Source organism: Desulfonauticus autotrophicus, from assembly GCF_055381725.1.
The window spans coordinates 588309-608042 of the sequence record NZ_AP042395.1 but is presented as its reverse complement, the minus strand read 5'-3'; the positions used below and the strand labels follow the sequence as shown (position 1 = coordinate 608042).

Genomic DNA, 19734 nt, shown 5'->3' with positions numbered 1-19734 from the left:
ATTTTACTTACTCTCTTTATTTGGTGTTTGTTCACTTTGAGCTTTCAGGCGTTTTTCTATTAGAAATTTAGGCGGCATTAAAACTTGAATGGGTTGTTTTACACCATAGGTCTTGTCTAAAAAACGAATCTTTTCAGCAATACTTTTACTAACCTCATGGCCTTTTTTTAGTAAGACCATGCCATTTAAACTATACACATCTTCCATTACTACCATATAAGGTATAATTTCATCTACTTTCACTTTTTTAAGCCTGTATTCATCATCTACACTCAATACTTCTAAAAAGGCCTTAAATACTTTCGGGTCATATCTTTCTTTATGTTCTAAAATCTTTTTTAAAGCATTTATTTTATTCTTTTCTCTTAAAAAGTGTAAATCAAAGTCTAAAGCAAAGCGTAAAATTCTAGCACCCAAGGGAATTTGGTTGCCTTTTACTGAATCTATAGGAAAGCCACTTCCATCATAGTTTTTTTGTTGATAGGCAATAATATTGGCTATTTCTTCCATCTTGGGAATTTTGCGCAAAAGGTCAGAAGCAATAAAAGGATGTTGCATATAAAGTTGATATTCCTCTCCTTCCAATCTTTCGCCAGTTTTGACCTTTTGAATTACTTCTGGAGGCAAAATAAGGCAGCCAAGCTGAGAAAGTAAAGCTGCTGTTTCATACTTCCAGATATCCATTTCTCCCAGAATAATAGCAGTATCCCGCACATACCTTTTAATCCTTAAAGCCCTGCCCAGGGCTTCTTCATTGGTGATACTTAATATTTCTACTAAAACATCAATAGTACTTTTTAAGGTTTTTTCCAATAATTCTTTCTCACCTTGTTGCAGTAAATAATATTGTAAAGCATCGAGTAAGGATTTTTCCAGGTCTTTAGGTTGTACAGGCTTAACCAAAAAACGAAACACTTCTCCACTATTTATAGCTGAAATTGCGTCCTGAAGGTCTCCATGCCCAGTTAGCATTATCCTTACGGTTTGAGGAAAAAGTGTTTTTACCCTAGATAAAAATTCCAGACCATCCATCTGAGGCATTTTTAAATCTGAAACTACTACGGCAAAAGGACCTTTTTCATTGAGCATTTTTAGGCCTTGCATTCCACTGGCAGCAGTTTCTACTAAAAATTTTTTTCTTAAGGTTCTTCTAAATCCATCTAATATTTTTACATCATCATCAACAAAAAGAATCTTTTCCATAATGTCTCCCTTATAAATTTTCCAATAAGTTCTGGCTATCCATAAATTCAGCCAAATGGATTAAAAATACTTCTTGTATCTTATCTAAAGCCTGTAAAGGTTTATGATGATAAAAAACCATGGTCACTATGTCTTCAGAAATACCCCAAAGATTTAAAAGATAAGCTCCAATTTCTGCATGAGTAAGGTTAAAAACTTTTTTTTCAGCCTGCTCCAGTTCCTGTCCTTCTGCTATTAGCCTGGCTACTTCCTGATATTGCGAAGGAAAGTTTTGAGCCAAAATCACAATACCACAATCATGTATCAAACCAGCTAAAAAAAGCTCATCTCCCCTTTCTGGTTCCAGGCCTTCCTTTATCCCCAGTTTTTTTAAAGTCTGGGCAATCTTTAGGGAATGACCACTTAAGTATTCTAAAGAAAAGTTGGGAAGAGTGATTTTATTGCCTTCTTCTAAAACACTTATCCCCAGCACCAGGGATTTAATGGTATTTATGCCCAGAAAAACAATAGCTTCTTCTATCCTGGTAATTTTTCTGGCCAGGCTAAAAAAGGCAGAGTTTACCAGTTGTAAGATTTTAGTAGTAAGTCCCATATCCTGAATAATTATTTCAGCTAGTTCTTGCGGAGAAACATTTTTTTTAGCCAGAGCCTGGTTTAACTGTTGATAAATTTTGGGCAAAGTGGGTAAAGTGGTTATTTTCCCCAGGAGTTGTAAAATTCTTTTATCTTCAAAGAGATTTCTTAAACTAAGGCCTCTTTGAATAACCTCTTTTAACTTTTTTGCCTCTACTGGCTTACTTAAAAATTGATGGGCTATCCCTAAGGTTTGCAACAATAAATCTGTTTCCAAATATCCAGAAAGAACTATGCGTAAGGCCTGGGGCTGATATTTATAAGCTGCCTTTAATAACTCCAAACCATCAGCTAGGTCAGGTTTTACTTCTGTAACCACCACCTCAAAGTTGTCCTTTGTGAGCAAAGTTAAAGCCCTGGAAAAATCAGATTCAAAGACCAGGATAAATTCCTTGCGCAAAGGAAAAAGTGTGCGTTTAAGACCTTCTAAAACCCTTTTCTCTTCGTCCACAAAAAGAATTTTTTTACTCATTTTCTCCATCCACTGGCAATTCAATAATAAAAGTAGTCCCTTTTCCTACCTCGCTTTCTACAGCAATAAACCCCTTATGTTTGTTCACAATTATGGAATGGGCCAGGCTAAGCCCCTGGCCTGTACCCTTTCCCACGGCTTTAGTGGTAAAAAAGGGTTCAAAAATCTTTTCCCTTAACTCTTCTGGAATGCCTGTTCCTGTATCCTCAATGTATATTTTCACTTTATTGCCAAAGGACCTGGTAGTAATAATGATTTTACCTTTTTCACCCTTTTTACCTTTTTCTCCTATTTTTTCCTTTATAGCATCAGCTGCATTTACAATCATATTTAGTAGAACCTGATTAATTTCAGAAGGATAACACTTTACTAAAGGTAAATTGGGATCCAGATTTAACTCCAGGTCAGCAACATATTTCCAGCTATTTCTGGTAACCACTTTAGCGTTTTCAATGGCCTTGTTTAAATCAGTATAAACCTTTTCTCTGGTTCCAGGATGAGCAAACTGTTTCATGGACTGCACAATCTCTGTTATTCTTTTTATACCATCCAGGGCCTGCTCTATAGCCAAAGGAAATTCTTGCAAATAAAATTCCACATCTTCTTCTTCAATTTTAGAAAGCAGGGCTTTTAATTTTAGATTAGGTATTGTTTTTAGAGTGGATATAATTTCTGAATATAGAGATTTAAGCTGTGGAAAATTTTCCTGTAAAAAATAAAGATTATCACTTACATATTGAGCCGGAGTATTTATTTCATGCGCTATTCCTGTAGCCAACTGCCCTATAGCTTCTAGTTTTTGGGCCTGGGCCAATTGACCCTGCATAATTTTAAATTCAGTAATATCCTGGGCAATAATTAAAAGCATTTCTTCTTCTGTTGCTTCACTTGTCCGCAAATCTATCATTCTAACATCCAAAAACCCCACTCTTCCATCAGAACGCTTATATCTGAGCTCCTTTTGCTCTACTCCTAAACTTATCTTTAAATCTAAAATTTCTTTAAATTCTATCTTGTGTTTGATTTCTTCAAGCTTTTTGTTCAGGACATCTGCTTTTCTAAGACCCAGAAAAATTTCAGCCATAGGATTCCATTCTACAATTTTATCTTCTAAATCAATGTCAATTAAAATAAAAGGTAAACTATCAAACAAAGTTTGTATTTTTTTATTTGTTTGAACCAGTTTATCTTCTATTAACTTTAAATCAGTTATATCTGTTATTGATTCTAAGACATATTTTTTATTTTCTATTTTAATAACATTTACTTTTTTATATAAATAAATATCTTTACCTTCTTTATTTTTAGTTACCAGATTGTAATTCAATTCTTTAGTATTTCCAGAAGGACAGAGGGAATAATCTCCTGCGCAAAGATATTGAAAACATTCTTTACCAACTATTTGCTCTTTGGATAAAGATAAAATTTCTTCCAATTCTGGATTTATCTCTATAATTTTTCTACTTTCAAAATCAACAATAGCCAGTCCAGTTTGAATATTACTTAGAATTGCTCTATACCATTCTTCCTGGGATTTTAACTTCTGGTTAAAGCGATAAATCAGGCTATTGTTTTGAAAAATGATTAATTTATATTCTTCAGATATAGGTACGACAGTTATTTTAAATATCTTATCTGGATAATTATTAAACACCAATTCATTTAAAAATATCTTATTGCTAATTTTACTTTTTAAAATAGCTTCCAGCTCTTTGCTCTTTAACAAAGAAAATAAGTTTTTGCCTAAAATATCTTCTTTTTTAAATCCAAAAAAAGACCTAAATTTACTATTTCCTCTTTTAATATTAAAATTGTTATCTACAATAATTAATCCATCATTGATATTTTTAAATATAACTTTTAATTCTTGTAATGTATTTTCAAGCTTACTTTTCTCTTCTTTTTCCTGGGCATAAAGTTTAGCCAGGTCTTTAGCATATTTATCCAGCAATTGCTGTTCTAAAATTTTATCAGTAGAAGACATTTTATTCTCCAGCTAATTCATTTAAAAAATCTTCCATGGTTTGAATAAGGCTTAAGGGACTAAAGGGTTTGGGTAAATAAGCATCAGCTCCTACCTTATAACACTTTTCTTTTTCTTGCTCTGGAATAGCTCCACTTAAAATAAGAATTTTGCTTTTTGAAGCTTTACTTTTGATTTCTTTAACCACCTCTAACCCTGAGACAGAATCTGCCAGATTCACATCCACAATCAAAACCTCTGGCTTTTCTCTGGTATATATTTCCAGAGCTTCCTTTCCCTTATCTGTTTCCAAAAAGATAAAGTTATTAAAGGATAAGGTTTCTTTAATCAAATTGCGTATGTGCTCATCATCTTCCACTAAAAGTATTTTAACCATTTACTTCCCCCCTAAGAGTAACAATATATTTTTTTCCAGTTCTTCTAACTTAATGGGTTTTTGTAAAAATAAAGCCTGTAGTTCTTTGGCTTCTTGTTCATCCAGTAAATCAGTATAACCAGTAAGAAAAATAATGGGTAATTGAGGCTTTATCCCTCTAAGCTTTAGAGCCAGTTCCTTACCGTTTATCCCTGGCATGCTTAAATCTAAAATAGCCAGATCTATCTGGTCATAATTTTTTTCAAAAAAATCAAGAGCTTCCCTGGGATATTGAAATGGATTAACAGTTAAGCCCAGTTCTTGCAGAGAATAAGTGGTTACTTCCAAAACCTCTTTAATATCATCTACCAGCAAAACATTTAATCCGGGCAATTCCTTGGGAAGTTTTTTAAAAGAAGTCTGCTCCTCTGTTTTAATCCCAGTGCCAACTTCTTCAAAAACAGGTAGATAAATTTTAAAAATAGCTCCTCCTTCTTTTTTGTTATTGGCCCAAAAATATCCTCCAATACCTTTCACAATACTGACTACAATGGCCAAGCCCATGCCTGTTCCCTGTTTTTTGGTCGTAAAAAAAGGCTCAAAAATATGAGGAAGGTATTCTGAAGGTATGCCTGGCCCATTATCTTCCACTACCAAACAGACATAGTTTCCAGAAGGCAGATAAAAATCTTCTTCTCTAAGGCCCTGTTCTGCTTTTACATCCACAAGAGAAACTTCTATAATACCTCCTGTTTTTTGAAGGGCCTGATAGGCGTTGGTAACCAGGTTTAACAAAATTTGCTGCAGTTCTGTAGGATTGGTACGCACCAGAGCCTGGCTACTTATACTTTCCCTTAAGTCTATAATGGAAGGAAGAGTATCACGCAGTAATTTCAACTGTTCTTTTATTACCGGACTTACTTCTAAAGGATATCTATCTTCACCCATTTTTTGACGACTAAAGGTAAGAAGTTGTTGAATTAACTTTTTGCTTCTATCTCCTGTGGTTAAAATATTTTCCAGGTATTTTTTTACCCTACTACTATCCTGAAGATGCTTTAACCCCAGTTCAGCAAATCCCAAAATAATAGTTAAAATATTGTTAAAATCATGAGCTATGCCACCCGCAAGTAGTCCCAAAGATTCCATCTTTTGAGCCTGCCCCAACATATTTTGCAAAGCCTTAAATTCAGAAATATCCCTAATCAAAATAAGCAGGTATTCACTTCCTTCCCAAAATACTTTTTTTACAGATAAAAGGCCAGTAAATACTCTACCTTTGTAGCTTCGCATAAGCATTTCATAATTGTTTATTTCCTGATCTTGATTTATTTTTTCCAGAATAAAGTCTCTATCTCTAAAATCATAAAAAACTTTTCTATCTATTCTTTGATTTAAAACTTCTAAATATCCAACTTCAAATTTTAAAGGAAAAATATATATTTTTTTAATTTCTACATTTAATATATCTTTTAAAAAGTCTATTTCAGGAATTAAATTTGTAAGAGTAAATTCAAGAAAATTATTGTCTTGAAAATATTTTTCTATAGGACATCCATTTTTTTCCAATTTTTCCTTGTTTTCCTTAAACCACAAACCAAGTTTGTGTTCTGTTTCCTTATCCGAACACACATAAAAAAAAGATTTTTCTGCAACTAATATTAGAGATACAAGTTTGTATTCTGGCCTTTTCCCTATTTCCTGGCACAACTTCGCACAGGCTTTATCCAGACTATTTTCCTGAAAAATAATTTTATGGGCTTTAAGAAAAAAAGTTAGATTTTCGTTTAATTCCTTAAAATCAACAATCTGCATTTAAACTGCTCCTCAATTTCAAAGTTTTCGCACTATTCTGGCCGTTTTTTGGGAAAAAAGTCAAGGATTTTGCTTTATTTTAAGAAGGTTAGAAGGAAAAACTTGCTTTTTGTTTTTACTTTCGTTTACTTAAAGGTAAAACTTTTTAAAATTTTAGTTTTTTAGAATCCAAAGAATTAATCTGGCCGATAACAGAAAAAAAACAGCCACTGACGAAAAAACTTTTAATAAGACTAAAAAAAACTTTTAAAGGAGGCTTTTATGTATGTTGGCTTAAAAATGATTACCCAATTTCCCACCCTTTCTCCTCAGGATTTAGTGGTTGATGCAGACAAGATTATGGAAGAAAATAAACTGTGGATGCTTTTAATTACTGATGAGAAAGGAAAACTTCTGGGATATTTGCGCAAGGAAGATGTGCGTCAGGCCCTTCCTTCTCTAGCTACTTCTTTGAGTAAACATGAAATTAACTACATTCTGGCCAAATTAACTGTAGAAAAGCTGATTCGCAAAGACATTGTAAGTGTACACCCTTCTACAGAAATAGAAGTTGCAGCTCAAATAATGTACGAAAAGGACTTACCAGGATTGGCAGTGGTTAATAGAAAAAATAAACTCATAGGTTATATAAATAGGTCAGTTATGCTAGAAGTGTTAGTAGAAGAAATGGGACTTAGACAGGGAGGAGCCAGAATTACTTTTGAAGTAGAAGATAGGACTGGAGTAATTGCTGAAGTTTCCTCTTTTATTGCAGAGCTTGGCTTTAGTATAATATCTACAGGTACTTTTTTCCATCAAAATAAAAGAATTGTTGTCTTAAGAGTACAAACAGATGACCCAACTCCAATAGTTAAAGAGCTTATTAACCGTAACTACACCATTATAGGACCAGAGGATTTTGCAGATCAATGGGAAAATTAATCTTAGAAGTAGATAAGGTTACTCTTACTTTTAAAGGTATTGCCGCCTTAGTTAGTGTCAGTTTTAACATTCCTGCTGGAAAAATAGTCTCTCTCATTGGCCCCAATGGAGCAGGCAAAACCAGTATGCTTAATTGTATCAGTGGTAGGTACACACCTGATCGGGGAAGTATTCGTTTCCTGGGAGAAAACATTTTGCACTTGCCTCCCTACAAACGAGCCAGGCTGGGTATTGCCAGGACCTTTCAAAACATTGCCCTTTTTAAGGGCTTAAGCGTACTGGATAATCTCATGGTGGGACGACACAGCCATCTCCAGTATGGCTTGTTTTCCTCTTTTTCTATTTTGGCAAGACCAAAAGAGAAGAAGAAACACATCGCTTGCGCGTGGAAGAAATTATAGATTTTCTCAATCTCTCTCCTTACCGACACAAAATTGTAGGCTCTCTTCCCTATGGCGTGCAAAAGCGAGTGGAATTGGGAAGGGCTTTGGCCCTGGAACCTAAACTATTACTTTTAGATGAACCCATGGCCGGGATGAACCTGGAAGAGACCGAAGACATGGCCAGATATATCCTGGACATCAATGAAGACTGGAAAACAAGTATTTTGTTGGTAGAGCACGACATGGGAGTGGTAATGGATATTTCTGATGAAGTTGTGGTTCTGGACTTTGGGCAGGTATTAGCCACTGGCACGCCTGAAGAAATTCAAAAAAATCCCCAAGTTATTGCTGCTTACCTGGGACAAGAAGATAGTTTATTTTTAGGACGCTAAGTTATGGAAAAGAAAAAACCTTACGCCACCACTCTACCTCATTTGCTCTGGCAAAATAAGGAAAAATGGCCTAAAAAAACAGCCCTGCGGGAAAAATATCTGGGCATCTGGCAAAAGTTTTCCTGGCTAGACTTTTACGAACACACTGCAGCTTTTGCTGGAGGATTAAAAAAAACTGGGCCTGGGCCAAAAAGATATCCTCATTTTAATCGGAGATAACAGGCCAGAATGGCTCTTTGCAGAGCTGGCAATCCAGGCTTTAGGGGGAATTGCTTTAGGTCTTTACCAAGATGCTCCAGCTTCAGAAATAGATTATGTATTTGAACTTACAGAAGCCAAAATAGTTGTGGCTGAAGACCAGGAACAGGTGGATAAAATACTCACCCTAAGAGAAAAGCTTCCCCACCTCAAGTACATCGTCTATCACGACCCCAAAGGTCTCAGTAATTATCGAGTCCCAGGGCTTATGGATTTCAGGGATGTGGAAAAACTGGGCAAAGAGGAAAAGCAGAATTTTCCTCATTGGCTAAAGTCTTTAAACCCTGAAGATACCTGTCTTATTGCTACTACTTCGGGTACCACAGGCAAACCCAAGCTGGCCATGCTTTCGCACCAAAATCTTCTGTCCATGGCCTGGAACCTGGGGTTGGTAGACCCCAAGTATCCCAGTGATGAATTTGTCTCTTTTTTGCCTCTGGCCTGGATGGGTGAACAGATGATGTCTGTGGCCTCTGCCCTTTTATTTGGTTTTTGCGTTAATTTTCCAGAAGAGCCAGATACAGTGCAGGAAAACATTCGGGAAATAGGACCTCATTTAATCTTTTCTCCTCCTAGAGTATGGGAAAATCTGGCAGCCAGAGTCCAGGTCAAGATTATGGAAACCACTCCTGTTAAAAGGTTTCTCTACAACCTTTTTTATCCCCTGGGCTTAAAATATGCGAATAAGGTCTTAAACCAGGAAAAGGTTTCCTGGTGGATTAAATTTCAATACTTTTTAGCCAATGTATTTTTATTTCGAGCTGTAAGAGATAGGTTGGGCTTTTCCAGAATTCGCTCTGCCTCTACTGGAGGAGCTGCCCTAGGACCTGATACTTTTCGTTTTTTCATGCCCTGGGAGTAAATTTAAAACAAATTTACGGCCAGACTGAAATAGCTGGCATTTCCTGTATTCACCGAGATGGGGAAATAGACTTTGATACCGTGGGCAAACCTATTCCAGAAACTGAAATAAAAATCTCAGAACAAGGAGAAATTCTATCCAAAAGCCCTGCGGTTTTTCAGGGCTACTTTAAAAATCCCCAGGCTACAGAAGAAACCATTGTCCAGGGCTGGCTTAAGTCTGGAGATGCAGGTTATTTTAAAGAGAATGGACAGTTGGTTGTAATTGACCGTTTAAAAGATGTTATGCACTTAAAAGATGGTACCAAGTTTTCTCCTCAATTTCTGGAAAACAAACTCAAATTTTCTCCTTATATCAAAGAGGCAATGGTAGTGGGAGAAAACAGAGATTATATTGTAGCTATTGTCTGTATAGACCAGGATATTGTGGGTAGATGGGCAGAACAAAACCTGCTTACCTATACCACCTATCAAGACCTGGCCAGTAAAGAAGAAGTATATGCCCTTATTCAACAAGAAATAAAAGATATAAATACAACTTTGCCTGAAAAAAACAAAATAAAATATTTTGCTATTTTGTTTAAGGAACTGGATGCAGATGATGGAGAGCTTACCCGTACCAGAAAAATACGCCGTAAATTTGTACAGGAAAGGTATCAAGATTTAATAGAAGCCATGTATGCAGAAGAAAAGGAAGTAAACTTAAAAACAGAAATCATTTATCAAGATGGGCGTAAAAAAATACTAACTGGAAAAATAAAAATTCAAGGGACCAATTAACATGGAATACTATCTTCAACTGATTATAAACGGCTTGGTAGTGGGAAGTATTTATTCCCTGGTGGCTTTGGGCTTTGTAATTATTTACAAGGCCACCAAGGTGGTCAACTTTGCTCAGGGCGAGTTAGTTATGGTAGGGGCCTATGTCTGCTTTGCCCTTACAGTTCAGGCAGGTTTACCCTTTTTAGCCTCCTTTGTCCTGACCCTGCTCTTTTCCCTTATCCTAGGGCTAAGCATTGAGCGTTTGATTCTAAGGCCACTTATTGGCGAACCCATAATTAGTGTAATTATGGTTACCATTGGGCTTTCCTCTGTTTTAAAGGCCCTGGTACAGCTTATCTGGGGCACTCAAATAAAAGTCTATCCTCAGGTTTTACCCCATGAACCCATTTTTCTCTTAGGGCTTCCCATTTCCCCTGTGTACATAGCAGCTTTTATTTTAGCTGTAATTTTGTTTACCATCTTTTCCCTCTTCTTTAAATACTCTTCCATAGGGATTGCCATGCGAGCCACTGCTTTTGACCAGCAGGCAGCCCAGTCCATGGGTATTGGCATCAAAAACATCTTTGCCCTTTCCTGGTGTATTGCCTGTGTGGTTTCCTCTATTGGAGGAGTAATTTTGGGCAATATTAATGGCATAAATTCTCAATTGGGAGCCATGGGGTTAAAGGTATTTCCAGCAGTTATCTTGGGGGGATTAGACAGTTTATTGGGCGCAGCCCTGGGCGGCCTTATCATTGGAGTGCTGGAAAACTTATGTGATGGACTGGCTAAGGAACTTTTCAATCTAGGGGGCTTTAAGGAAGTAGCTGCCTTTATCATTTTGGTATTTATTTTAATGCTTAAACCCTATGGCCTTTTTGGCAGTCACGAGGTGGAAAGGATATGAAGGCAGATAAGTGCGGTCTTTTTTTTGAAAGCTATGGCCAGGAAAATCAAATTTTTCCCAGTCCTGTTCAGAAAACCTGTTTAGGAGCATTTTTACTTTTTCTTTTAATTGTTCCTTTTATTTTAGATAGTTACTACTTATCACTCTTTAACCTCATCTTTATTGCTGTAATTGGAGCAGTATCTCTCAATCTCATTACTGGCATCTGTGGCCAAATCTCTTTAGGCCATGGCGCCTTTATGGGAGTTGGGGCCTATGCCACAGGTTATTTTATGAATCTGGGAATTAACTTCTTTGAGGCTTTATTGCTGGGAGGCCTGGTAGCTTCTTTAGTAGGTATTGTTTTTGGCCTGCCTTCTTTGCGTTTAAAAGGCATTTATCTGGCCATTGCCACTTTGGCTGCCCAGCTGATTTTAGAATATGTATTTTTGCACTGGGACAGCGTAACTGGTGGCTCCAATGGCCTGGCTTTAGATGCTCCAGCTATCTTTAACTTTTACTTTGATAATGATTTAAAAATGTTTTATTTACTTTTCTTTTTTGCCCTTATTTCCACTTTGGCCATAAGTAATCTAATGCGCAGTAAATATGGACGGGCCTTTGTGTCCATAAGAGATTTTTACTTATCTGCAGAAGTAATTGGTATAAATCTATTTCAATACAAACTTTACGCCTTTGGAATAAGTTCTTTTTTTGCAGGTATTGCTGGAGGGCTTGCTGCTGTTTATGCCATGTACATTACTCCAGAACAATTTGGCATTCACCTTTCCATTTCCTACCTGGCAATGATTATAATTGGCGGTATGGGTAAAATAATTGGCAGTGTATTTGGTGCAGTATTTATCACTCTACTGCCTGAATTTCTTTCTATAGTTTCTCAACATTTAAGTGCTTTTTTCCCGGATATAAGCACCTATCTCCTGGGTCTAAAAGAAGGAATTTTTGGTTTAATCTTAATCTTATTTCTTATTTTTGAGCCAGAAGGACTGGCTCACCGCTGGCATTTAATTAAGGCTTATTTTAAATTATATCCCTTTGCTCATTAAAAAGGGATAACTTATTTAAGGGGAGGGTTTTATGCGTAAGATTTGGTTGAGTTTTTTAATGGTTTTACTCTTTGTCTCTTTGGCTACAGCCAAGGAGATAAAAATTGGAGTGCTTTCTGACTTAAGTGGTCCTACCTCAGCAGTAGGCAGACCTTATGCAAAAGGAATTTTGGACTGTGTGAAGTATTTAAACTCTCAAGGGGGCATAGCTGGATACAAGATCAAAGCCATTCAAGTAGATTATGCCTACAACGCCCAGCAAGCCATTAGTGCTTATAAGCGTTTTGTAAACAAAGAAAAGATTGTAGCCCTTCAGGGCTGGGGAACTCAAGATACAGAGGCTTTAACTCGTTTTGTAGCTAAAGACAAAATACCTACCTTTTCTGCTTCTTATTCTGCCCATTTAACAGATCCCAAAAAAGCACCTTATAACTTCTTTATTGCAGCTGATTATTCTACTCAAATTCGAGCAGCCTTAAAGTTCTTCAAAGAAAACTGGAAAGAACCTAGAGCGCCTAGACTGGCCTTTATTTATCCAGATCACCCCTATGGTCTTGCCCCCATTCCTGCTGCTAAAGAATACGCCCAGGAAATAGGTTATGAAATCGTGGGAGAAGAAAATGTAAGTCTTAAGGCCATTGATGCAACTACCCAATTACTTAGTTTAAAAAAGAAAAATCCAGATTATGTCTGGATAGGGGGCACTACTCCTTCTACAGCTGTTATTTTAAAGGACGCTAAAAAATTAAACTTTTCTCCTGTATTCTTTGTAAACATCTGGGGTTCTGATGAAAACATCCTGAAGTTAGCTCCTGGAGCCTGTGAAGGAATTTATTCTTTACAAGCTGCAGCCATTTATGGACAACAGGTGCCAGGGATGAAAATTATTGAATCCCTTACCCAGGGCCAGGTCCAAATGACTCACTATATCAGAGGCTTTGCTTCCATGCTGGTAATGGCCAAGGGAATTGAACTGGCTGCTCAAAAGGGTCAAATAAGTGGTCCTGCTATTAAACAAGCTTTAGAGACTTTACGCAATTATGACCCCTTGGGACTTACTCCACCTATAAGTTATTTTCCTGATGACCATCGCCCCAACATGTCTGTATTTATTTATCAGATAAAAAATGGTAAGTTTAATTTTGTAAAACAAGTTGATCTGGAAAGAAAAAAGAATGGCTGGGTAAATAGTTTATGGCTTATATCCTTGAATTAGCAAATGTAGAAGTAGTCTATGACAAGATAATTTTGGTGTTAAAGGGACTGTCTTTAAAAGTCAGGGAGGGCCAAATTACAGCCCTCCTTGGCGCCAATGGAGCAGGAAAATCCACCACTCTCAAGGCTATTTCTGGCTTGCTTTTAAGTGAAAATGGTGAGGTCACAGAAGGAAAGATTCTTTATCAAAACACCCCCATTCACAATGAACCTCCGGAAAAAATAGTACGCAAGGGCATTTTTCAGGTAATGGAAGGTAGAAGGGTATTTGAAGAATTGAGTGTGGAAGAAAACCTAAGGTGCGGAGCTTATACCAACCCCAAAAAATTCAAAGAAAACCTGGAAAAGGTCTATCATTATTTCCCCCGCTTAAAAGAAAGAAGAAAGCAATGGGCAGGATACCTTTCTGGGGGAGAACAACAAATGCTAGCCATTGGCAGGGCCCTTATGGCTGAGCCCAAACTTTTGCTTTTAGATGAGCCCTCTTTAGGGCTTGCTCCTCTTTTAGTAGAAGAAATTTTTAATATTATCACCCAAATCAATAGGGAAGAAAAGGCCTCTGTACTTTTAGTAGAGCAAAACGCCAGAGCTGCTCTAACTATTTCATCCTTTGGTTATATTCTGGAAAATGGACGCATTGTAATGGAAGGAGAAGCCCAAGAACTTTTAAATAATCCTGATGTACAGGAATTTTATCTGGGCATGGGACATGCAGGAGAAAAGAAAAGTTATAGAGAAGTAAAGCACTATCGCCGAAGAAAACGCTGGCTGTAAAGGAGTTTTTATGCCAGATGTATACAATCCCTGGGAAATTTTACCAAGAGAAGAATTAAGAAAAAAAAAGTTTCAAAAATTACTTAAAACAGTAAGACTAGCCTTTGAAAAGGTTAAAGAATTTCAAAATAGAGTAAATAAACTGGAAATTTCCACAGAAAAGACTTTGAACAAATTCCCATTTTACCCAAAAAAAAGCTCATATCCTTACAGGAAAATAATTTTCAGGACTTATTAGCAGTTTCTATCCAAGATTTAGCCCATATTTACAGTTCTCCAGGCCCCCTATTTGACCCTGAAGGAAGGGAGAAGGATTATTGGGGCTGGACAGAGGCTTTTTATGCCATGGGTTTTAGGCCTGGAGATATAGTACAAAACACCTTTAGTTACCACCTGACTCCAGCAGGCTTGATGATGGAAGAGCCTTTAAGGACTTTGGGCTGCGCCATTATTCCAGCAGGACCAGGAAACACAGATCTTCAAATAGAACTGATGACCAAATTAAAGGCTACAGGCTTTGTGGGCATGGCCTCTTACTTAAAAACCATTGGAGAAAGGGCTCAGGCCAAAGGACTGGATCTGCATAAGGATTTTCACTTACGGGTAGCCTTTAGTGCAGCTGAAATTTTGACTCCCTCTTTACGCCAGACAGTGGAAAAAAGTTTTAACCTTACCCTAAGGCAAGGTTATGGCACAGCTGATGTAGGTTGTATTGCTTATGAGTGTGAATGTGGTCAGGGCATGCACCTTTCCACCAGGTGCTGGGTAGAAATCTGCGATCCCCAAAGCGGTGAAGTCCTCCCTCCTGGTATGATAGGAGAAGTGGTGGTCACGCCCTTTTCTTCAACCTATCCCTTGATTCGCTTAGGCACTGGAGATCTGGCCATTTTAGATGACAGTTATTGTGCCTGTGGCCGCACCAGTCCCAGGATAAAGGCCATTGTGGGCAGAGTGGATAACACAGTAAAAGTAAAGGGACAGTTTGTTTATGAACATCAGGTGCAAGAGGTTATAAGTAATTTTCCAGAGATAAAAAACTGGCAATTGGTCATAGAAAATCCCCAGGGTAAAGAAAAACTTACTCTGTATATTCAAGGACAAACCAATACAAAGGCCTTATTTTCCCAATTAAAAGAAAAGATAAAACTTTCTGTTTTTATTGAGGAATGCCCCGTGATTGAAGATAGTAAAAAAATCCTAGATAAGAGAATATGGGAAAAGTAAATTATATCCTGCAAACCAATCTTCAACATTGTTATAATCAAAAAGGAGAAATAATAGATTGCCAAAACACAGGACAGGATGCTGAATTTAAAATTGGATTAAGCCTGGAAAATAGATTTGCAAGTTATAAAGAAGAAGGAGTACTGGACAAGTTAACCAATTTAATATTTCCTCGAAAATTTAATTTTTTTGATTTTCCACAAACCTGGGCAGAAGCCTTCTCTTTAATCAATCAGTTAAATAAAGAAAATTTTTTAGGTAAAAATAACTGGCGCTTACCCAACCGTAGAGAGCTAAGAAGTATTTTTCTCCAGGCCATAAAAAGCCTGCTTTACCCTCTCCTCATCCTTTTAAAAACACTACCTTAGGCTGGTACTGGACTTCCACAACTGTAGCCAGTGATAACAATTATGCCTGGGCTATTCACTTAGAAGGGAGTAGAATGTTTTACGGAAGAAAGGATCAATACTATCTAGTTTGTCCTGTAGCTGGAGAAAGCAAAAACATTTTATCTACAGGTCAAAAAAAGAGTTTTATTGATTTTGACGATGGATTTTATAAATTTGGGAAAAGTATGGATAAACGTTTTAAGAAAGTAGAAGATGGAATATTGGACACAAACACCAACTTGATTTGGTTAGAAAAGGGTTATCTAGAAGAAAATCTAAGCTGGGAAGAAGCTTTTACTTGTTTAAAAGAGTTTAACTCTGCCTCTAAATATACCTGGAGAATTCCCAACATTAATGAACTGGAAAGCTTGGTCAATTGTGCTTACATGTATCCAGCCCTGGAAAAGGAGCAGGGATTTAAGGACTTGAAAAATCTTTATTTATCTTCTACCACCAGCTACTTTGAACCCACCTATGCCTTTGTGCTTTACTTAGACAAGGGAGCTGTGGGAGTGGGGAGAAAAGAACAGCCCCTTTATTCTTTATTGCCAGTAAGAACTTATGTACAAAACCCGATTTAAAGTAAAAATCTTTGAAGTAGATAAAAATAAAAAACTTTCTTTGTTATCTTTGCTTAACTCTATCCAGCAAGCTGCCTATGAAGATAGCAGTCAAAAATTTTTTCCAGTCATCTATTATGGGAAAAAGGACTTTCCTGGGTACTTACCAGGCTTTATCTGGAAATATATAATCTTCCCTCTTTAAATGAATTTTATAATATATCTACCTGTTCAGTAAATTTAAATAAATTTTTTGCTAAAAGAGATTTTTTAATAGAAAAGGAAAATAGTATTCTGGCCAAATGCACCACTTTGTGGTCTCTTTTAGATGTAAACAGGAGAAAAATTGCTTCTATACCCAAAGAATGGCTGGAAAAACACGAAAATAAAAAGGACATTCTTACCTTTCCCAAACCTAAACCTGAAAAGCAAAATAGTGGATATACCTGGAAAGAAGAATATATTTCCCGCAAATTGGATTTTGACTTAAATCAGCATGTAAACAATGCCATCCTTATCGCCCTTGCTCTAGAGAGTCTGCCCCAAGAGATGGAAGACTCTTACCTGCACTCCCTGGATGTACTCTTTTTTAAAGAAGTTGCTAAGCCTAAAGAAAAAATTATTTGCAAAGGGAAAAGAGAAAAGGGCTTAATTCAACTTAACTTAGAGGACCAAGCCTCTACCCCTCTTTTGGCTATTAATTTGAACTTAAAGTTCTAGCCTTGCCTGTAAAGGCAATAAAACACCATTAAAAACTTGACTTTTAACCCTAAGTGAGAATAAAGTCCTTCTTCCTATTAAAATTTGAAGTGTACTTTATATAATGGATATTTATATTTTAACTCTCCTCTCTATTCCTTTACTGGCAGCCTTATTAGTATATATTGTTCCCTTTTCTAAAGCAAAATACATTCCTATTTTAGCGCTCATAACAACTTCAATTATCTCCATAAAGATATTTAATCTCAACAACTTTGATTCACAACTTAACTTAAAGTTTAATTACTCTCACCTAATTACTGTTCTTGATTTTATACTTTTACTTTTTTTTATAAAAAAAGGATGGGAAAATAAAGACAAACCAATACTATTTTTTAACATTTCATCATTACTACTCTTACTTTTTTTAGAATTAAAAATTGATAACAGTCCTAACTTTTTAATCAATATAGATAACATCTCTCAAATTATGCTTCTTTTTGTAAATATTATCTCTCTTTTTATCTTTATTCATGCCATTCCTTACATGCAAAAACATAGAGAACACTTTTCCTTAAAAACTACTTCCAATAATAACTTTTTTTGCATTTTGCTTCTTTTTGTAGCTGGCATGAATGGACTTATTATAACCAATCATTTACTTCACTTTTATTTCTTTTTTGAGATAACTACGCTTTGTTCTTATCTTCTTATTGGGCATGACAGGACTCAAGAAGCAGTGGCCAACTCCCTTTTGGCTTTGCGTTTAAATAGTTTGGGAGGGCTTTTTTTCCTAATAGGAAGTACAGGGTTATACTTTATTTTTCCCTCGGTCAGATATCCTTAAAATTGTCCAAAAGGCGCCAGTAAACAGCTTGTTTTTACTCTTTTTGGCCTACATCTGCCTGGCCGGTATGGTCAAATCTGCCCAGCTTCCTTTTCAAAAGTGGCTTTTAGGTGCCATGGTAGCTCCTACTCCCACTTCTGCTCTTTTACACTCTTCTACTATGGTAAAAGCTGGTATTTATTTACTTTTAAGGTTTTCTCCCCTCTTTGCTAACACCTTTTTTTCTACCACCCTGGCACTTTGCGGGGGCTTTACTTTTCTAGCCACTGCCCTTTTGGCCATTGGTCAGGATAATGCCAAAAAAGTGCTGGCTTATTCTACCATTAGTAATTTAGGTTTAATTATAGCCTGTATAGGTATCAACACTCCAGCCAGTATCACAGCTGCTTTAATTTTGACCTTTTTCCACGCCTTTAACAAGGCCCTGCTCTTCTTATGCATTGGCACCATTGAACAAAAAATTGCCAGTCGCAACTTAGAAGACATGCGCAATCTCTATACCCTTATGCCCTTAACTGCCATTATTACTGTATTTGGGGCAATTGCCATGATTTTACCACCCTTTGGTATGCTTTTAGGCAAGTGGATGGCTATAGAAAGCTCTGCTCAAAACATCCTGCTGGTACTTATGCTGGCCTTAGGCAGTGCTGTTACTGTGCTTTACTGGGCTAGATGGGCAGGTTTATTTATGGGCTATAAGTTAAGAGAAAAAATAAAGCTGGAATCCCAATCCCTGTTAACCAGAATCCCCCTTCTTATTCTTTTGCTAGCTGTTTTTTTACTTCCAGCTTATTCTCCCTGGTTATACCAGGAAAAAATTTATCCCTTTATCCTAACCTACTCTCATATATGGAAAAATAACCTTTATTTACTGCTGGGAGGAAGCTTCCAAAATAGTTTTGGTTCCTTTCCTCTTTTTCCCTTATTTTCCCTGGCTATTTTAGGATTTTTTATTGCTCATTATTTTCTCCTTAAGGCCAAAAGAAAACCTCTGGAAATTCCCTATTTTTCGGGATTAAGCATTGATAAGTCCTCTTTTGGTTATGTAAATCCTCTGGGACAAAGGGTAATCCCTAAAACCAGCAACTATTACTTATTGCAAGTTATAGAAAACAGTAAACTAGCTCTCTGGATAGATAGATTGTCCTTAATCTTTATTTTACTCTTTTTGGGTGGAGGGCTGCGTTAGTGCCAATGTTTCTTAAACTTTTTCTTTTTCTCTTAAGCCCCTTTGCTATTGGAGTTATTCTGGGGATAGATAGAAAACTGACAGCCTACTTACAATCCAGAATTGGACCGCCTATTTTCCAGCCCTTTTATGATTTATTTAAATTATTAGGCAAAGAAAGTAAAACTTCCAATTACTGGCTTTCCTTTTGTGCCTATGTATATTTATGTGGAGCAATAACCTGTGCCTTTTTATTCTTTTTACAAGCTGATTTACTTTTAATCTTTTTTGTTCAGGCTGTAGGCTCTATCTTTTTAGTTTTAGGGGCCTTTTCTGTATCTTCTCCCTTTAGTCAAATAGGAGGACAAAGAGAGCTTTTTCAAATCATAGCTTATGAACCTTTACTTATTGCAGTAATTGTAGGAATCTATTTAGTTACCGGAAGTTTTGAAATAAGCTCCATCTATAAACTAAATTATCCTCTTTTAGCCAAACTTCCCTTACTCTTTTTAATCCTTACCTTTGCCCTGACTATCAAGTTAAGAAAATCACCCTTTGACATTTCAGCCTCTCATCACGCCCATCAAGAAATTGTACGAGGTGTTTTTACAGAATATTCAGGTAGTTATCTGGCTATAGTAGAACTAGCTCACTGGTTTGAGCTGGTATTTATTTTAGGCCTTATATCTTTATTTTGGGCTAATAGTTTTTTTATGAGCACAATTTTGGTTTTCCTGACCTATTTTCTGGAAATTATTGTAGATAACATTACTAGCCGTTTAACCTGGCGTTTTATGCTAAAAAATGCCTGGTCTGTGGGAATTATTTTGGCTTTAATTAATCTAATCTGGTTATATAAAGGATAA

The 19734-nt window shown here is 36.5% G+C and carries 22 protein-coding genes and 1 pseudogene; 18 read left to right on the top strand and 5 right to left on the bottom strand.

What is annotated here, in order from left to right; genetic code table 11:
• Positions 1 to 3: 3 nt before the first annotated feature.
• From ACZ42F_RS03585 to ACZ42F_RS03565, 5 genes are read right to left on the bottom strand one after another with little or no spacing between them, the layout of a single operon-like run.
• Entirely contained in the window at positions 4 to 1203 is a 1200-nt protein-coding gene (locus ACZ42F_RS03585) for an HD domain-containing phosphohydrolase (RefSeq protein WP_464279781.1), read from the bottom strand.
• A gap of 10 nt (positions 1204 to 1213) precedes the next feature.
• Entirely contained in the window at positions 1214 to 2308 is a 1095-nt protein-coding gene (locus ACZ42F_RS03580) for an HDOD domain-containing protein (RefSeq protein WP_464279780.1), read from the bottom strand.
• Entirely contained in the window at positions 2301 to 4292 is a 1992-nt protein-coding gene (locus ACZ42F_RS03575; RefSeq protein ID WP_464279779.1) for a PAS domain-containing sensor histidine kinase, read from the bottom strand. Before ACZ42F_RS03575 ends, ACZ42F_RS03580 begins: the two co-directional genes overlap by 8 nt.
• A gap of 1 nt (position 4293) precedes the next feature.
• Positions 4294 to 4668, bottom strand: a complete 375-nt coding sequence (locus tag ACZ42F_RS03570; protein ID WP_029967423.1) for a response regulator transcription factor — start codon at positions 4666 to 4668, stop codon at positions 4294 to 4296.
• Complete coding sequence (locus ACZ42F_RS03565) at positions 4669 to 6462, bottom strand: hybrid sensor histidine kinase/response regulator (protein ID WP_464279778.1); 1794 nt, start codon at positions 6460 to 6462, stop codon at positions 4669 to 4671.
• 261 nt (positions 6463 to 6723) lie between these two features.
• Here ACZ42F_RS03565 and ACZ42F_RS03560 point away from each other — a divergent pair, with 261 nt between their 5' ends.
• The 18 genes and pseudogenes from ACZ42F_RS03560 to ACZ42F_RS03475 all read left to right on the top strand — a co-directional run bounded on the left by ACZ42F_RS03560 (position 6724) and on the right by ACZ42F_RS03475 (position 19734).
• A complete protein-coding gene (locus tag ACZ42F_RS03560; protein ID WP_464279777.1) occupies positions 6724 to 7383 on the top strand; it encodes a CBS domain-containing protein in 660 nt (219 codons plus the stop codon).
• Positions 7371 to 7784: an ATP-binding cassette domain-containing protein gene (locus ACZ42F_RS03555; RefSeq protein WP_464279776.1), complete on the top strand. Its 414-nt coding sequence runs from the start codon at positions 7371 to 7373 to the stop codon at positions 7782 to 7784. Before ACZ42F_RS03560 ends, ACZ42F_RS03555 begins: the two co-directional genes overlap by 13 nt.
• On the top strand, positions 7769 to 8158 hold the full coding sequence (locus ACZ42F_RS03550) for an ABC transporter ATP-binding protein C-terminal domain-containing protein (RefSeq protein WP_464279775.1): 390 nt from the start codon (positions 7769 to 7771) through the stop codon (positions 8156 to 8158). Before ACZ42F_RS03555 ends, ACZ42F_RS03550 begins: the two co-directional genes overlap by 16 nt.
• Positions 8159 to 8161: 3 nt before the next feature.
• Positions 8162 to 8377 (top strand): hypothetical protein, encoded by a 216-nt coding sequence (locus ACZ42F_RS03545; RefSeq protein ID WP_464279774.1) that lies wholly within the window; start codon positions 8162 to 8164, stop codon positions 8375 to 8377.
• Positions 8334 to 9388: pseudogene (locus ACZ42F_RS03540) on the top strand (AMP-binding protein); the annotation flags it as partial. The gene ACZ42F_RS03545 and the pseudogene ACZ42F_RS03540, both read left to right, overlap by 44 nt.
• 174 nt (positions 9389 to 9562) lie before the next feature.
• Complete coding sequence (locus ACZ42F_RS03535; protein WP_464280185.1) at positions 9563 to 10057, top strand: hypothetical protein; 495 nt, start codon at positions 9563 to 9565, stop codon at positions 10055 to 10057.
• A 1-nt stretch (position 10058) separates the two neighbouring features.
• On the top strand, positions 10059 to 10946 hold the full coding sequence (locus tag ACZ42F_RS03530; RefSeq protein ID WP_029967152.1) for a branched-chain amino acid ABC transporter permease: 888 nt from the start codon (positions 10059 to 10061) through the stop codon (positions 10944 to 10946).
• Positions 10943 to 11992, top strand: a complete 1050-nt coding sequence (locus ACZ42F_RS03525; RefSeq protein ID WP_029967150.1) for a branched-chain amino acid ABC transporter permease — start codon at positions 10943 to 10945, stop codon at positions 11990 to 11992. The genes ACZ42F_RS03530 and ACZ42F_RS03525 overlap by 4 nt, the downstream gene beginning before the upstream one ends.
• 31 nt (positions 11993 to 12023) lie before the next feature.
• Positions 12024 to 13208 carry an ABC transporter substrate-binding protein gene (locus ACZ42F_RS03520; RefSeq protein ID WP_464279773.1) on the top strand — a complete coding sequence of 395 codons (1185 nt, stop codon included), beginning with the start codon at positions 12024 to 12026 and terminating at the stop codon, positions 13206 to 13208.
• The gene (locus ACZ42F_RS03515) at positions 13187 to 13981 is read left to right on the top strand and encodes an ABC transporter ATP-binding protein (protein WP_464279772.1); all 795 of its coding nucleotides are present in this window, start codon (positions 13187 to 13189) and stop codon (positions 13979 to 13981) included. The genes ACZ42F_RS03520 and ACZ42F_RS03515 overlap by 22 nt, the downstream gene beginning before the upstream one ends.
• A gap of 345 nt (positions 13982 to 14326) precedes the next feature.
• Positions 14327 to 15205 (top strand): phenylacetate--CoA ligase family protein, encoded by an 879-nt coding sequence (locus ACZ42F_RS03510; RefSeq protein ID WP_464279771.1) that lies wholly within the window; start codon positions 14327 to 14329, stop codon positions 15203 to 15205.
• Entirely contained in the window at positions 15193 to 15573 is a 381-nt protein-coding gene (locus ACZ42F_RS03505; RefSeq protein ID WP_464279770.1) for an Lcl C-terminal domain-containing protein, read from the top strand. Before ACZ42F_RS03510 ends, ACZ42F_RS03505 begins: the two co-directional genes overlap by 13 nt.
• A gap of 74 nt (positions 15574 to 15647) precedes the next feature.
• Positions 15648 to 16175, top strand: a complete 528-nt coding sequence (locus ACZ42F_RS03500; RefSeq protein WP_464279769.1) for an Lcl C-terminal domain-containing protein — start codon at positions 15648 to 15650, stop codon at positions 16173 to 16175.
• Positions 16156 to 16359, top strand: a complete 204-nt coding sequence (locus ACZ42F_RS03495; RefSeq protein ID WP_464279768.1) for a hypothetical protein — start codon at positions 16156 to 16158, stop codon at positions 16357 to 16359. The genes ACZ42F_RS03500 and ACZ42F_RS03495 overlap by 20 nt, the downstream gene beginning before the upstream one ends.
• Positions 16272 to 16874 carry an acyl-ACP thioesterase domain-containing protein gene (locus ACZ42F_RS03490; protein ID WP_464280184.1) on the top strand — a complete coding sequence of 201 codons (603 nt, stop codon included), beginning with the start codon at positions 16272 to 16274 and terminating at the stop codon, positions 16872 to 16874. The genes ACZ42F_RS03495 and ACZ42F_RS03490 overlap by 88 nt, the downstream gene beginning before the upstream one ends.
• 103 nt (positions 16875 to 16977) lie before the next feature.
• A complete protein-coding gene (locus ACZ42F_RS03485) occupies positions 16978 to 17700 on the top strand; it encodes a proton-conducting transporter transmembrane domain-containing protein (RefSeq protein WP_464279767.1) in 723 nt (240 codons plus the stop codon).
• Between the two features lie 28 nt (positions 17701 to 17728).
• Positions 17729 to 18889: a proton-conducting transporter transmembrane domain-containing protein gene (locus ACZ42F_RS03480; RefSeq protein ID WP_464279766.1), complete on the top strand. Its 1161-nt coding sequence runs from the start codon at positions 17729 to 17731 to the stop codon at positions 18887 to 18889.
• Positions 18890 to 18894: 5 nt separating this feature from the next.
• Positions 18895 to 19734 (top strand): NADH-quinone oxidoreductase subunit H, encoded by an 840-nt coding sequence (locus ACZ42F_RS03475; RefSeq protein ID WP_029967130.1) that lies wholly within the window; start codon positions 18895 to 18897, stop codon positions 19732 to 19734.

What these genes read in the sequence shown, in the direction of transcription:
- ACZ42F_RS03575 (WP_464279779.1), bottom strand. Translation starts at nt 4,292, where the DNA reads ATGTCTTCTACTGATAAAATTTTAGAACAGCAATTGCTGGATAAATAT.
- ACZ42F_RS03580 (WP_464279780.1), bottom strand. Translation starts at nt 2,308, where the DNA reads ATGAGTAAAAAAATTCTTTTTGTGGACGAAGAGAAAAGGGTTTTAGAA.
- ACZ42F_RS03505 (WP_464279770.1), top strand. Translation starts at nt 15,193, where the DNA reads ATGGGAAAAGTAAATTATATCCTGCAAACCAATCTTCAACATTGTTAT.
- ACZ42F_RS03515 (WP_464279772.1), top strand. Translation starts at nt 13,187, where the DNA reads ATGGCTTATATCCTTGAATTAGCAAATGTAGAAGTAGTCTATGACAAG.
- ACZ42F_RS03585 (WP_464279781.1), bottom strand. Translation starts at nt 1,203, where the DNA reads ATGGAAAAGATTCTTTTTGTTGATGATGATGTAAAAATATTAGATGGA.
- ACZ42F_RS03570 (WP_029967423.1), bottom strand. Translation starts at nt 4,668, where the DNA reads ATGGTTAAAATACTTTTAGTGGAAGATGATGAGCACATACGCAATTTG.
- ACZ42F_RS03485 (WP_464279767.1), top strand. Translation starts at nt 16,978, where the DNA reads ATGGATATTTATATTTTAACTCTCCTCTCTATTCCTTTACTGGCAGCC.
- ACZ42F_RS03545 (WP_464279774.1), top strand. Translation starts at nt 8,162, where the DNA reads ATGGAAAAGAAAAAACCTTACGCCACCACTCTACCTCATTTGCTCTGG.
- ACZ42F_RS03565 (WP_464279778.1), bottom strand. Translation starts at nt 6,462, where the DNA reads ATGCAGATTGTTGATTTTAAGGAATTAAACGAAAATCTAACTTTTTTT.
- ACZ42F_RS03530 (WP_029967152.1), top strand. Translation starts at nt 10,059, where the DNA reads ATGGAATACTATCTTCAACTGATTATAAACGGCTTGGTAGTGGGAAGT.
- ACZ42F_RS03535 (WP_464280185.1), top strand. Translation starts at nt 9,563, where the DNA reads ATGCACTTAAAAGATGGTACCAAGTTTTCTCCTCAATTTCTGGAAAAC.
- ACZ42F_RS03525 (WP_029967150.1), top strand. Translation starts at nt 10,943, where the DNA reads ATGAAGGCAGATAAGTGCGGTCTTTTTTTTGAAAGCTATGGCCAGGAA.
- ACZ42F_RS03495 (WP_464279768.1), top strand. Translation starts at nt 16,156, where the DNA reads ATGTACAAAACCCGATTTAAAGTAAAAATCTTTGAAGTAGATAAAAAT.
- ACZ42F_RS03475 (WP_029967130.1), top strand. Translation starts at nt 18,895, where the DNA reads ATGTTTCTTAAACTTTTTCTTTTTCTCTTAAGCCCCTTTGCTATTGGA.
- ACZ42F_RS03520 (WP_464279773.1), top strand. Translation starts at nt 12,024, where the DNA reads ATGCGTAAGATTTGGTTGAGTTTTTTAATGGTTTTACTCTTTGTCTCT.
- ACZ42F_RS03510 (WP_464279771.1), top strand. Translation starts at nt 14,327, where the DNA reads ATGGGTTTTAGGCCTGGAGATATAGTACAAAACACCTTTAGTTACCAC.
- ACZ42F_RS03555 (WP_464279776.1), top strand. Translation starts at nt 7,371, where the DNA reads ATGGGAAAATTAATCTTAGAAGTAGATAAGGTTACTCTTACTTTTAAA.
- ACZ42F_RS03500 (WP_464279769.1), top strand. Translation starts at nt 15,648, where the DNA reads ATGTTTTACGGAAGAAAGGATCAATACTATCTAGTTTGTCCTGTAGCT.
- ACZ42F_RS03560 (WP_464279777.1), top strand. Translation starts at nt 6,724, where the DNA reads ATGTATGTTGGCTTAAAAATGATTACCCAATTTCCCACCCTTTCTCCT.